The sequence below is a fragment of the Pseudomonas sp. StFLB209 genome (genome assembly GCF_000829415.1).
Classification (GTDB): Bacteria; Pseudomonadota; Gammaproteobacteria; order Pseudomonadales; family Pseudomonadaceae; genus Aquipseudomonas.
This window is the reverse complement of sequence record NZ_AP014637.1, coordinates 556,472-569,049: the sequence shown is the minus strand read 5'-3', so window position 1 is coordinate 569,049 and position 12,578 is coordinate 556,472. Positions and strand designations below refer to the sequence as shown.

Annotated in this window: 11 protein-coding genes; 1 reads left to right on the top strand and 10 read right to left on the bottom strand. The window is 60.0% G+C overall.

Annotation, left to right across the window (positions count from 1 at the left end; translation table 11 throughout):
- Positions 1–5: 5 nt before the first annotated feature.
- The 9 genes from PSCI_RS02580 to PSCI_RS02540 form a co-directional block, all read right to left on the bottom strand.
- Positions 6–1,922, bottom strand: a complete 1,917-nt coding sequence (locus PSCI_RS02580) for a sensor histidine kinase (protein ID WP_045482445.1) — start codon at positions 1,920–1,922, stop codon at positions 6–8.
- A gap of 61 nt (positions 1,923–1,983) precedes the next feature.
- Entirely contained in the window at positions 1,984–2,718 is a 735-nt protein-coding gene (locus PSCI_RS02575) for an amino acid ABC transporter ATP-binding protein (RefSeq protein ID WP_045482442.1), read from the bottom strand.
- Positions 2,715–3,383 (bottom strand): amino acid ABC transporter permease, encoded by a 669-nt coding sequence (locus PSCI_RS02570; protein WP_045482439.1) that lies wholly within the window; start codon positions 3,381–3,383, stop codon positions 2,715–2,717. The genes PSCI_RS02575 and PSCI_RS02570 overlap by 4 nt, the downstream gene beginning before the upstream one ends.
- Positions 3,380–4,126, bottom strand: a complete 747-nt coding sequence (locus PSCI_RS02565) for an amino acid ABC transporter permease (protein WP_045482436.1) — start codon at positions 4,124–4,126, stop codon at positions 3,380–3,382. Before PSCI_RS02565 ends, PSCI_RS02570 begins: the two co-directional genes overlap by 4 nt.
- A 165-nt stretch (positions 4,127–4,291) precedes the next feature.
- Positions 4,292–5,206 (bottom strand): glutamate/aspartate ABC transporter substrate-binding protein, encoded by a 915-nt coding sequence (locus PSCI_RS02560; RefSeq protein ID WP_045482434.1) that lies wholly within the window; start codon positions 5,204–5,206, stop codon positions 4,292–4,294.
- Positions 5,207–5,553: 347 nt separating this feature from the next.
- Complete coding sequence (gene glpD / locus PSCI_RS02555; protein ID WP_045482432.1) at positions 5,554–7,074, bottom strand: glycerol-3-phosphate dehydrogenase; 1,521 nt, start codon at positions 7,072–7,074, stop codon at positions 5,554–5,556.
- A gap of 199 nt (positions 7,075–7,273) precedes the next feature.
- Positions 7,274–8,029, bottom strand: a complete 756-nt coding sequence (locus PSCI_RS02550; protein WP_045482429.1) for a DeoR/GlpR family transcriptional regulator — start codon at positions 8,027–8,029, stop codon at positions 7,274–7,276.
- 81 nt (positions 8,030–8,110) lie between these two features.
- Positions 8,111–9,616, bottom strand: coding sequence for a glycerol kinase GlpK (gene glpK, locus PSCI_RS02545; RefSeq protein WP_045482427.1), 1,506 nt, complete (start codon positions 9,614–9,616; stop codon positions 8,111–8,113).
- 28 nt (positions 9,617–9,644) lie between these two features.
- A complete protein-coding gene (locus PSCI_RS02540) occupies positions 9,645–10,496 on the bottom strand; it encodes an MIP/aquaporin family protein (RefSeq protein WP_045482425.1) in 852 nt (283 codons plus the stop codon).
- A 328-nt stretch (positions 10,497–10,824) separates the two neighbouring features.
- On the opposite strand from PSCI_RS02540, the gene ybaK reads away from it, so the two are divergent.
- Positions 10,825–11,295 (top strand): Cys-tRNA(Pro) deacylase, encoded by a 471-nt coding sequence (gene ybaK / locus PSCI_RS02535; protein WP_045482423.1) that lies wholly within the window; start codon positions 10,825–10,827, stop codon positions 11,293–11,295.
- 18 nt (positions 11,296–11,313) lie between these two features.
- Here the strand turns inward: ybaK and PSCI_RS02530 are convergent, their stop codons facing one another.
- Positions 11,314–12,375, bottom strand: a complete 1,062-nt coding sequence (locus PSCI_RS02530; protein ID WP_045482421.1) for an RNA-guided endonuclease InsQ/TnpB family protein — start codon at positions 12,373–12,375, stop codon at positions 11,314–11,316.
- Between the last annotated feature and the right edge of the window lie 203 nt (positions 12,376–12,578).

Below are 12,578 nucleotides of genomic sequence, written 5' to 3'. Positions count from 1 at the left end.
TGCTCTCAGGTAGACGCGTACGGGTCGGGTTGGCCGGCCGGGTGGTCAAGCAACGGCAGGCTGAGGATAAACAGCGCGCCGCCATCGTCGGGGTGTTCGGCGCTCAGGCTGCCGCCGGCAGCGGCGGCCAGGCTGGCCGACAGGGTCAGGCCCAAGCCCAGACCCTGGTCGCCCGGTTTGGTGGTGAAAAACGGCTCGAACAGGTGCCGACGTGCCTCGGGATCGACGCCGGGGCCGTTGTCACGCACGCTCAGGCGATAGCGCTGATCGACCACCTGGCCGACCAGCCACAGTTCGGCTTGTGGCTGCGCCTGCATGGCATCCACCGCGTTACCGATCAGGTTGACCAGAATCTGCTCCAGGCGGGTCTGGTCGATACCCAGGGTGGCCTCGGCCAGGTCGCGGTGCAGTTTGACCGGGCTGGTTTCCAGGCGTCCGGCCAGCAATTGCAGGGCCGCGTCCACGGCCTTGTCCAGTTGCGCCTGGCCTTTGTCTTCGCCGCGTCGGGCGAAAGCACGCAGGCTGGCGGTGATACGGCCCATGCGGTCGACCAGGTCATTGATGGTGCGCAGGTTGGTGGTAGCGGTGTCCAGGGCGCCACGTTCGAGGAACCGAACGGTGTTGCCCGACAGGGTGCGCAAGGCGGCCAGTGGCTGATTCAGTTCATGGGCAATGCTGGTGGACATCTGACCGATGGCTGCCAGTTTGCCGGCCTGGACCAGTTCGTCCTGGGCTTTGCGCAGGGTTTCTTCAGCCTGGCGCCGCTCCCGGATCTGCGCCTTGAGGCGTTCGTTGCTGGCGCGCAGGTGTTCGGTGCGTTCGGTGATCTTGCGTTCCAGCTCGTCGTTGGCAGCCTCCAGCGCCTCACGGGCGGCCAGCCGGGTGGCGATCACCTTGCGTCGCTCGTTCCAGGCAATCAGCAGGAAGGTCACCAGCGCGCAGGCCACCGCCACCAGCATGCCCTGGTTGGCGGCTTCGCGGCGCAGGTCTTCCAGCGGCGTGAGCAAGGTCAGGTGCCAAGGGGTATCACTCAATGGCCGGGTCTGGGCCAGGTAGCTGACCTGGGTGTGTTCGCGGTCGACACTGGCGTTGGCCGGGAAGGTTAGCTCTTCGACCCCTTCGGTCAGGCTCTGGCGTTCCAGCGGCACCAGCTCATTGAGCGGCCACCAGTAATATTGCAGGCTGCGTGCCAGGCGCTCCTTGATGGTCGGGGTCAGCGGGCGGACCGATTTGAGCCGCCGGGCCGGGTCGCTGGAGAGAATGATGATGCCGTTCTCATCGCTGACGAAGGCTTCCAGGCGGGCGCGTTGCCAGCGTTCTTCAAGGGTTTCCAGGCGTACCTTGACGACGGCCACGCCAATGATCCGGCCTTTGTCTTCCAGGCCGTGGGCCAGGTAATAACCTGACTCGCCAATCGTCGTGCCGATCCCATAGAAGCGTCCGGGCTGGCCGCGCACGGCATCCTGAAAGTAGGCGCGAAACGACAGGTCTTCACCCTGATAGCTGTCGCTGTCGCGCCAGTTGCTGGTGGCCATGACCCGTCCGGTGGTGTCCAGCACATAGATGGCGCGACTGCGGCTGCGGCGGTTCAGGCCTTCCAGGTAACTGTTGACCTGGTTCTGCAATTGCGGGGTGGGTTCGGTAAGCAACTGGCCGACGCTGTCTTCGAGTTCCAGAATGCTGGGCAGATAGGTGTACTTGCTGATCTCGCTCTCAACTGTGCGGGCATGCAGTTCCAGCTGGCGGGCGCCACTTTCGCTGAGGTTCTGGATGCCGTAATGCTCACTGACCCGATAAGCGCCATAGCCCATAGCGATGACCAGGATAAGGATCAGCGGCGGCAGAAACAGTTGACGGATCAGACGGGGTTTCACGGCGAGTGATGGCGGAGCAGCGCGATAAAGAGAGGGGTCGCATTTCATCACAGTCGTCCCAACGCGGCCAGCTACCCGTAGCGTACAGGTAGCCGGTCGCTGGCTTTGCTTAGTGTTGCAGGATCTTGGCGAGGAACTGCTGAGTGCGCTCGGAGCGTGCGCTCACGTCACCAAAGAACTCTTCCTTGGCGCAGTCTTCAATGATCTGGCCTTTGTCCATGAAGATCACCCGGTCGGCAACCTTGCGGGCAAAGCCCATCTCGTGGGTTACGCACATCATGGTCATGCCTTCGTGGGCCAGTTGCACCATCACGTCGAGCACTTCGTTGACCATTTCCGGGTCCAGCGCCGAGGTCGGCTCGTCGAACAGCATCACGATCGGGTCCATGGCCAACGCCCGGGCAATCGCCACACGCTGTTGCTGGCCGCCGGACAGTTGCCCAGGGTGCTTGTTGGCATGTGCCGACAGGCCCACGCGCTCAAGCAGTTGCAGGCCTTTTTTGGTGGCCTCTTCCTTGCTGCGACCCAATACCTTGATCTGTGCGATGGTCAGGTTGTCGACAATCGACAGGTGCGGGAACAGTTCGAAATGCTGGAACACCATGCCGACCCGCGAACGCAGTTTCGGCAGGTTGGTCTTCGGATCGGCGATGGAGGTGCCATCGACCACGATGTCGCCTTTCTGGAATGGCTCCAGGGCGTTCACGCACTTGATCAGCGTCGATTTGCCGGAACCGGACGGGCCGCAGACCACCACCACTTCGCCCTTTTTGACGTCGGTGCTGCAATCGGTCAGAACCTGGAAATCCCCATACCACTTGTTAACATTTTTGATGGTAATCATACGGCGAACCTTTTTTGCAGACGCTTCACCAGGAACGAGGCGGCGAAGCTGATCGTGAAGTACACAAGACCGGCGAAAACCAGGAACTCATTGGCGCGGCCAATAATGTCGCCATTGGCGCGGGCAGCATTGAGGAAGTCCACCAGACCGACGGCGTAGACCAGCGAGGTGTCCTGGAACAGGATGATGCTCTGCTGCAGCAGCAGCGGGGTCATCTTGCGGAACGCCTGCGGCAGAATGATCAGGCGCATCATCTGCCCGTAGGTCATGCCCAGCGCCTTGGCAGCGCCCATCTGCCCCTTGGAGATCGACTGCACACCGGCGCGGACGATTTCACAGAAGTAAGCCGCCTCAAACATCATGAATGCGATGACGCAGGAGGTGAACGCACCGATTGGCGTGTCTTCGCCGGTGATCCAGCGCAGCACGAACGGCACCGCCAGGTAGAACCAGGTGATCACCAGCAGCAGCGGGATCGAGCGGAAGTAGTTGACGTAGGCGCCGGCGATATTGGCCAGAATCTTGTTCGAGCCCAGTCGCATCAGGGCCAGCACGGTACCCAGGGCGATACCGCCGACGATACCCAGCGCCATCAGTTGCAGGGTCATGAGCATGCCGTTCCACAGGCCCGGCAGGGCAGGGATGATTCCACTGAAATCCATCATTTACCCCCTACGGAAATCAGGCCGGGCACCGCTACTTTCTTCTCGATCAGGCGCATCAGCAGCATCAGGCTCATGTTCAGAGTGAAGTAGATCAGGGTCGCCAGGGTGAAGGCTTCGAACAGGTTGGCCGAGAACTCGGCGGTCTGTTTGGTTTGCGCCAGCAGTTCCATCAGGCCGATCAGCGAGGCCACCGAAGAGTTCTTGAACACGTTCAAGAATTCCGAGGTGAGCGGCGGAATGATGATCCGGTAGGCTTGCGGCAGCAGGACGTTCCAGTAGATCTGCGACAGCCTGAAACCCATGGCCCGTGCGGCCGATTCCTGGCCACGCGGCAGCGCTTCGATACCGGTACGCACCTGTTCACAGACCCGCGCGGCGGTGAACAGACCCAGGCAGATCACCACGCTGATGAAGGCCGAGGTGGTGGGGTTGAGGTCTTGCTTGTACCACTCCTGCAGGCCTTCAGGCAGCAGGTCTGGCACCAGGAAGTACCACATGAACAGCTGCACGAGCAGCGGTACATTACGGAAAATTTCCACATAAGCTGTGGCGATGCCCGACAGGAAACGATTGGGCAGCGTACGCATGATCCCCAGCACCGATCCCAGGGTCAGTGCGATGATCCAGGCGACGAGCGCGATGCCGATGGTCCAGCCCAGACCGGAAATGAACCAGTCCAGATAGATCTCGTCACCAATGCCCGTGGACTTGAAGAACACACTCCAGTCCCAGTTGTAATTCATCAGGGTCTCCCCCTCTTGTTCGATGTCGATCGAGATGCACGCATGCGTGGTGCTCGAATCCTTTCAGGCGAATGCACGTCAACCATTGACGTTGGATCATTGCTGCTGCGTGTGAATGAGCTGTCCCGGGCGGCCATGCAGGCCGCCCGGAAGGTCAGCGACCGGTCAGGCCTTTTTTTCCGGGGCTGGCTTGTCGTTAGGCTCGGCGATCAGTTTTTTCAGCTCATCGCTCATCGGGAAGTTCAGGTTCAGGCCTTTTGGCGGGATTGGCGACTCAAACCACTTGGCGTAGATCTTGTTGATCTCGCCGGATTTGTACAGCGCGACAATGGCGTCATCGACCGCTTTCTTGAAGGCTTCGTCGCCTTTGCGGACCATGCAGCCGTAGATTTCGTAGGATTGCGCGGTACCGGTGACTTCCCAGTCAGTTGGCTTCTTGGCCTTGGCCATTTCGCCGGCCAGCAGGGCGTCATCCATCATGAAGGCTACGGCACGACCCGATTCGAGCATCTGGAAGGACTCGCCGTGGTCCTTGGCCGAGATGACGTTCATGCCCATCTGCTTGTCGGCGTTCATGGCTTTGATGATGCGCTCGGAGGTGGTACCGGCGGTGGTCACCACGTTCTTGCCCTTGAGGTCATCGAAGTCTTTGTAGCTGGAATCTTTCTTGGACAGCAGACGAGTACCGATCTCGAAGATGCCGACCGAGAAATCGACCTGCTGGGCGCGTTCGGCGTTGTTGGTGGTCGAACCGCATTCCAGGTCGACGGTGCCGTTCTGGACCAGCGGGATACGGGTCTGCGAGGTGACCAGGTTGTACTTGACGTTCAGGTTCGGTACGTCGAGCTGCTTCTTGACCGCTTCAACGACGGCCAGTTGCAGATCGTGGGAGTAGCCAACCGGTTTGCCAGAAGCGTCCGCGATGTAAGAGAACGGAATGGACGCGTCACGGTGACCGAGAGTGATGGTGCCGGAGTCTTTGATTTTCTTCAGTGTGCCGGTGAGTTCAGCGGCGCTGACTGGAGTACTGATCAGAGCGGCAGCAATGGCTGCGCCCAACAACTGGGGAACGATACGCATCAGTGATTCCTCGACTTCATTTTTTATTTGGACGGCTGATCTGGCGTCAGTCATATGTTCAACGAAAGCTTCAACGGCGCCTCTTGCTAGACACGCGCCTGGATGTTGAAGCGGTCGACATGGAGTGTAGAGCATGAGTCGTGCCAGACCGTGGCGAATGGCTATCCAATTGATTTTAAAGGGATTAATTTATTGTTTCGGCTTCTTGACGGTGGTTGAACGTCCGGGAAGCCGAATTCAGACAACGCGCGCGTTCGGAAATCCGAATGTTTTTCACGGCGCGTGACCCGTCGAGTCGGGGAGAGAGCGGCTGAGGGCTTGCGCTGGCAAGCCCTGGGGGGGAGGGGTCAGGCTGCGGCAGGGCTCGATGCGTAGCGCGCGTCCAGCCACGCTTTTAACGCGGCTTGTTCGCTGGCCGTGGTGAACAGGCCCAGCTTGGTGCGCCGGCGCAGAATGTCATCAGCGCAGGTCACCCATTCCTGATTGCACAGGTATTCGACTTCCCGTTCATACAGCCCGGCACCGAAGTGTTCACCCAAATCTGCCAGGCTCTGCGCGCCGTCCAGCACCTGCCAGCTACGGCTGCCGTAAGTGCGTGCCCAGCGGCGGGCAATCTGTTCGGGCAGCCAGTCAAAGCGGGCAATCAGCTGCTCGCTGCTGATCGGCTGTTCGCCTCCTGGCAGCGGGGCGTTGGCGGTCCATGCCGGTTTCATTTGAGTAAACCAGGGGGCCAGTTGCGCCATGGCCGACTCGGCCAACTTGCGGTAAGTGGTCAGCTTGCCACCGAACACCGACAGCACCGGCGCCTCGCCACTGGCGCCACTGAGCGCCAGGGTATAGTCGCGGGTGATGGCCGACGGATTGTCCGACTCGTCGTTGCACAGCGGACGCACGCCGGAATAGGTATGCAGGACATCCGCGCGGCTCAACTGGCGATTGAAATGATCATTGGCCACTTTGAGGATGTAGTCCGTTTCCTCATCGGTGATTTTCACTTTGGCCGGGTCACCCAGGTACTCGCGGTCGGTGGTGCCGACCAGGGTGAACTGATCCAGATAAGGAATGGTGAAGACGATGCGTTTGTCTTCGTTTTGCAGAATGAACGCGTTATCGCCTTCATAGAGCTTCGGTACGATCAAGTGGCTGCCCTGAATCAGCCGAATGCCGTAGGGCGATTGCACCTTGAGGTCTTCGCGCAGCAGTTTTGCCACCCAGGGGCCGGCGGCGTTGACCAGTGCCCTGGCGTGAATCGAAAAGCTCCTGCCATGCCGGTCCTGCAGGTTGACCTGCCATAGCCCGTCAATGCGTTTGGCGTCCACGCAGCGGGTGCGGGTATGGATCTGCGCACCGTTTTCCCGGGCTGCCATGGCATTGAGCACCACCAGCCGGGCATCGTCGACCCAGCAGTCAGAGTATTCGAAACCCTGTTTGATGGCCGGCTTGAGCGGGCTGTCGGCACCGAAGCGCAGGCTGCGCGAAGCCGGCAGCTTCTCGCGTTTGCCCAAGTGGTCATAGAGGAACATGCCGGCACGGATCATCCACGTCGGACGCAGATGCGGACGGTGCGGCAACACAAAGCGCATCGGCTTGACGATATGCGGCGCCTTGCCCAGCAGTACTTCGCGTTCGGCCAACGCCTCACGCACGAGGCGAAACTCATAGTGTTCCAGATACCGCAGCCCGCCGTGGATCAGCTTGCTGCTGGCCGAGGAGGTGTGGCTGGCCAGGTCGTCCTGTTCGCAAAGCAACACCGACAGGCCGCGGCCCGCGGCATCGGCGGCGATACCGACACCGTTGATGCCGCCACCGATGACGGCGATATCGTAGATCGGGGCGGGCGATGCAGTGGGTGCGTTCAGGTCGGTCATGGGTGGCCTCCGGGATACAGGACGATGGCGCTAAGTCTGAAATCGAACATTTATGTTCATTTTCGAAAATAATAGCGCAACAAAATGCCATGATCCAGTTGGGTCTGATGAAATAACCAGGTTTGAAAATAAAAAGGAACAAAAACGAACAATCAGCTCGGCCGATGGGGCAATCGTCGGCCGGCTCGAACGACAAGGCTCAGACCACTTCCAGGCGAACCTTATGCTGGTTGAGCAACTGATGCAGTGCCGGCACCGGCGCCTGGTCGGTGACCAGGCAATCAATCAGGCTGATCGGCCCGAGGCGGACCATGGCGTTGCGGCCGAACTTGCTGGAGTCTGCGGCGAGGATGACCTGGCGAGCGTTGCCGATCATGGCTTGGGAGCCGCGCACCTCCTGGTAGTCGAAATCCAGCAGGCTACCGTCTTCATCGATGCCACTGATGCCGATCAAGGCAAAGTCGACCTTGAACTGGCTGATGAAATCGACACTGGCCTGGCCGACCACACCGCCGTCACGGCGCACATTGCCGCCTGCGACCAGCACTTCGAAATCATCCTTGGCGCTCAGCGTCGCCGCCACATGGAGGTTGTTGGTGATGATTTTCAGGTTGTTGTGATTGAGCAGGGCACGGGCGATGCTTTCGGTGGTGGTGCCGATATTGATAAACAACGAGGCGTTATCCGGGATCAGCGCGGCCACTGCTTCGGCGATGCGCTGTTTCTCGTCACGCATCTGGTCGGCGCGCATGGCGTAGGCGGTGTTTTCGATACTCGAATCATAAGCCGCGCCGCCATGGTAGCGGCGCAGCAGGTTCAGTTCCGCCAATTGGTTGATGTCACGGCGAATGGTCTGCGGCGTGACGACGAACAGAGTGGCCAGTTCCTCGATACTGACGTAGCCACGTTCGCGGACCAGTTCGAGGGTCTGTTTCTGGCGGGGAGGCAGGTTCATTGTTTTCCTTCAGGCGCCTGGTGCAAATGGCGTCATGATGAACCAGCCGTACCCCGCCTGTCAGCCGCCTTTGTCGTGGCTTCAATCAGCTGGGTCGTGTGGCGCCCAGTCGCGGGTGCGCTCCACGGCCTTCTTCCAGCCTGCATAGTGCTGGGCGCGCTGGGCGTCAGGCATGTCGGGGGTAAATACCCGCTCGATACCGGTGCGGTCGCGCAGTTCGTCCAGGTTGCTCCAGAAACCGGTGGCCAGCCCGGCAAGGAAGGCGGCGCCCAACGCAGTGCTTTCACGCATGTGCGGTCGTTCAACGTGGGTGCCGAGAATGTCCGCCTGGAACTGCATCAGGAAATTGTTGGTGACCGCGCCGCCGTCGACCCGAAGGGATTTGAGCCGTTCGCCGGCATCCTGCTGCATCGCATCGAGTACGTCGCGGGTCTGGAAGGCAATCGACTCGAGCGTGGCGCGGATGATGTGGTCGATCTTCACCCCGCGGGTCAGGCCGAACAGCGCGCCGCGTGCATAAGGGTCCCAGTACGGTGCTCCCAGCCCGGTAAAGGCCGGGACCAGATAGACCCCGTTGCTGTCCTTGACCTTGCTGGCAAAGTACTCGGTGTCCAGTGCATCGTTGACCACTTTCAGTTCGTCGCGCAGCCACTGTACGGTAGAGCCGCCGTTGAACACCGCGCCTTCCAGAGCATAGGCCACCTCGCCGCGCGGTCCGCAGCCGATGGTGGTCAGCAGGCCATGGGTCGAGCGCACCGCGGTGCTGCCGGTGTTCATCAGCAGGAAGCAACCGGTGCCGTAGGTGTTCTTGGCTTGACCCGGTTCAACGCACATCTGGCCGAACAGTGCGGCCTGCTGATCACCGGCAATGCCCGCAATGGGGATGCCGCTGCGGGTCTGACCGTAGACGTGCGATGAGCCTTTGACCTGCGCAAGCATCTGCTCGGGGATATCCAGCACTTCGAGCATGCGCGGGTCCCAGCGCAGATTATGGATATCGAACAGCATGGTCCGTGAGGCGTTGGTGTAATCGGTGACATGCACCTCGCCGCCAGTGAGCTTCCAGATCAGCCAGCTGTCAACGGTGCCGAACAGCAACTCACCCTTGCGCGCCCGCTCCCGGCTGCCTTCGACATGGTCGAGGATCCACTTGAGTTTGGTGCCGGAGAAATACGGATCGATCACCAACCCGGTGGTCTCGCGGATGTAGTCTTCCAGGCCGTCACGTTTGAGCTGCTGGCAGATCTCAGTGCTGCGTCGGCATTGCCAGACCACCGCATTGTAGATCGGCCGGCCGGTGTCCTTTTCCCACACGACAGTGGTTTCACGCTGGTTGGTGATGCCGATGGCGGCGACTTGCGAGGCCTGCAGGTTAGCCTGGGCCAGCGCTTTGGTCATGCAGGCGCTCTGGGTAGCGTAAATCTCCATCGGGTCATGCTCGACCCAGCCGGCCTGCGGATAGTGCTGGGTGAATTCGATCTGCGCGGAACTCACCACATTGGCGTTGCGATCCAGAATGATTGCCCTGGAACTGGTGGTGCCTTGATCGAGGGCAATGATGTAGTTCTTGTTCTGTACGTCAGTCATGTCGATTGCCTTGAGCAGGTGAATGGGGTCAGGAAGACGTATGGGCCTTGGCGCTGATCTTCTTGCTGGCTGGTTGTTGCTGCTCGTTGCCTGGCAGATGGCGGGCAACCAGCAACCGGTAACCGGCGGCGCCGAGGCAGGCGCCCAGAATGGGAGCGAACAACGGGACCAGAAAGTACGGAATATCACGCCCGCCGGTAAAGGCGATGTCGCCCCAGCCGGCAAAGAATGTCATCAGCTTGGGCCCCAGATCCCGGGCCGGGTTCATCGCGAAGCCGGTCAGCGGACCCATGGCGCTGCCGATCACCGCCACCAGCAGGCCGATCAGCAAGGGCGCCATCGGGCCGCGTCGCAGGCCATTGTTATCGTCGACCAGCGCCATGATGACCGCCATCAGCACACAGGTGATCACCACCTCGACCAGAAAGGCCTGGCCGGTGGAAATTGCCGGGTTCGGGTAGGTCGAGAACACCGCCGCCAGTTGCAGGCTCTCGGCGCTGCCGCGAACCATTTGCTGGGCGTTTTCGAAGTCGAAAAACAGGCTGATGTACAGCAGGTAGACCAGCCCGGCACCGCAGAAGGCACCGGCGAGCTGTGCACCGATGTAGAACGGCAGTTTCTTTTTTTCAAAACCGGCAAACAGGCTCAGGGCAATGCTGACGGCGGGATTGAGGTGAGCCCCGGAGATGCCGGCACTCAGGTAGATCCCCATGCTGACCGCCATGCCCCAGATGATGCTGATTTCCCAAAGACCAAAGCTGGCACCCGCCACCTTGAGCGCTGCCACACAACCGGTACCGAAGAACAGCATAAGGGCAGTGCCGAGAAATTCGGCGGTGCATTGGCCGGCCAGGCTGGGTTGTTGTATCTGGACTGTCATGCAAACCTCGTTCTTGTTCTGGCTCATGAAGAGCAGTGGTTTGTCGAAAGAGTGAGTAAGTCAGGACCCCGTAAAGTCTTGTAAATGATGCGCATGCCGTAAACTGAATGTTCGACAATATTCGCAAATGAAAATATAGCCACAGTTTTGCGCTGTCAAAGGTCGAAATTGAACGATGACTGACATTTGTCGTTTATGCCCTGTGCAATATCGACTGATGTTGTAGGAAAAATCAGGGCTTCAGCCTTGCGAGATTGATTTGTAACAGCGGCTGTTTTTGTGTTTTTGGCTTAAAGTGGCGCTCGCCCTGAACCGCTCTGGAGTGACCATGACCCCTGCACTGGATTTGCTGAAAAAGAACCGCATCGAACACCGGATTCATAGCTATGAGCATGATCCGAAGGCGGCGTCTTACGGTCTGGAAGCGGTTGAGAAACTGGGGCTGGAGGCCGCCCGGGTGTTCAAGACGCTATTGGCCAGCAGTGAAAAAGGTGAGCTGTTGGTGGCGGTGGTGCCGGTGGCCGGCACGCTGGATTTAAAAGCCCTGGCGTCGGCTGCCGGGATCAAGAAAGCGGAAATGGCCGACCCGGCAGCCGCGCAGCGTTCAACGGGGTATCTGTTGGGGGGCATCAGCCCGCTGGGCCAGAAGAAGCGCCTGCGGACCTTTATCGATGACAGCGCCCGGCCGTTCGAGACGGTGTTTGTCAGTGCCGGGCGGCGGGGGCTGGAGGTCGAACTGAGTGCTGCGGCGCTGGCGGAGCAGACCCAGGCACAGTTCGCGGCCATCGGTCGCGGCTAATTTGACATCCTCCCCGCCCTAAAGGGCGGGGATTCCCACAACTGGACGCTCATGCCCGAGCGCGAGAATGTTCTTTGCGGCGTTGACGTCGCGGTCGTGGGTGGCACCGCACCCACAACAAGTCCATTCCCTTATTCCAAGCCCTGCGATACCTCTGGGCCTCGAGTCCGGCAATTGCTTGCAGCTCGAACAGGTTTGGGTGGTGTTTCTCTCGCTGACAACCTTGAAAACCGTGCCTGCGTGATCGCATTTGTATTCCAGCATGGTTTTCAATTGGCCCCAGCCGGCGTCCAGCACCGACTTGGCCATCCTGGTTTTCGCGAGTTTCAGTGAGTTCACATCGCCCACCACAATGACGCCACAACGCGCTACCAGCGCGTTGCTGAACTTATGCAGGCAATCCTTGCGGCGGTTCGCAATCCTGGCGTGAATCGCCCGTACACGGGCCTTCTTGCCGGCCCGCTGGGCCGTGCCCAGGGTGCTCTCCAGATCCCGGTAGAACCTGCCGCTTTCAAGGCGATCACCGTCGCTGCAGGTGGCCGTGGTTTTCAGTCCGAGGTCGATACCCACCGCGTCCTGGCCTGGCGATAACTGCCGGTCGACCTCGACCACGACGTTGAAATACCAGCGTCCACGGCTGTCCTCGTTGAAGCTGCCGGATCTGAATTTAAAGCCCGCCAGGCCGTAGCTGTCCCAGACCTTGAAGTGCTGTCTGTTGAAGACGACCTGGCCGTTTTTCCAGACAGCAGCGCCGACCTTGAAGGGCAGCCAACCCAGACTGCGCCGAGCGCCGCCCGAGCAACGCCAGCGTAGCTGGCGCTTTTTGAATTGCTTGCGCCGTGTGACATATTCGTCGGCAACAGCCTGCACCGATTGGCTGTGCAGGCTCAGGTCTTTGCCGGCCCCGTTGGTGTACTTGTGAATGTCGAACGCCGACAGAAAACGACCACGCTCACGAATCGAGCGACTGCTCAACTCGTTTACGTAGTTCCACACAAAATTCACAGCACGAGAAGCTTCACGCAGCTGCGCTGCATGCTTATCTCGCACTCGAATCTTGAGGGTTCTGGTCGCTTTCATTTCAGTCATGAAACACAGGATAGGGCGGTTTTATGGATCTTAACCCCTATGACCGCTTCGCGGTGGCGCTTTCCCCCACCTGAAGGAAGGGGCTTTTCGCGCCAGCTTGGTAAGCGCTGCTGCTTGTGTGGGAGCGAGCTTGCTCGCGAAAGGGCCGGTAAAACCAGCACATTAGCGGTCGGTTAGCCGGGATCCTTCGCGGC

What these genes read in the sequence shown, in the direction of transcription:
- PSCI_RS02580 (WP_045482445.1), bottom strand. Translation starts at nt 1,922, where the DNA reads ATGAAATGCGACCCCTCTCTTTATCGCGCTGCTCCGCCATCACTCGCC.
- PSCI_RS02575 (WP_045482442.1), bottom strand. Translation starts at nt 2,718, where the DNA reads ATGATTACCATCAAAAATGTTAACAAGTGGTATGGGGATTTCCAGGTT.
- PSCI_RS02570 (WP_045482439.1), bottom strand. Translation starts at nt 3,383, where the DNA reads ATGATGGATTTCAGTGGAATCATCCCTGCCCTGCCGGGCCTGTGGAAC.
- PSCI_RS02565 (WP_045482436.1), bottom strand. Translation starts at nt 4,126, where the DNA reads ATGAATTACAACTGGGACTGGAGTGTGTTCTTCAAGTCCACGGGCATT.
- PSCI_RS02560 (WP_045482434.1), bottom strand. Translation starts at nt 5,206, where the DNA reads ATGCGTATCGTTCCCCAGTTGTTGGGCGCAGCCATTGCTGCCGCTCTG.
- glpD (WP_045482432.1), bottom strand. Translation starts at nt 7,074, where the DNA reads ATGACCGACCTGAACGCACCCACTGCATCGCCCGCCCCGATCTACGAT.
- PSCI_RS02550 (WP_045482429.1), bottom strand. Translation starts at nt 8,029, where the DNA reads ATGAACCTGCCTCCCCGCCAGAAACAGACCCTCGAACTGGTCCGCGAA.
- glpK (WP_045482427.1), bottom strand. Translation starts at nt 9,616, where the DNA reads ATGACTGACGTACAGAACAAGAACTACATCATTGCCCTCGATCAAGGC.
- PSCI_RS02540 (WP_045482425.1), bottom strand. Translation starts at nt 10,496, where the DNA reads ATGACAGTCCAGATACAACAACCCAGCCTGGCCGGCCAATGCACCGCC.
- ybaK (WP_045482423.1), top strand. Translation starts at nt 10,825, where the DNA reads ATGACCCCTGCACTGGATTTGCTGAAAAAGAACCGCATCGAACACCGG.
- PSCI_RS02530 (WP_045482421.1), bottom strand. Translation starts at nt 12,375, where the DNA reads ATGAAAGCGACCAGAACCCTCAAGATTCGAGTGCGAGATAAGCATGCA.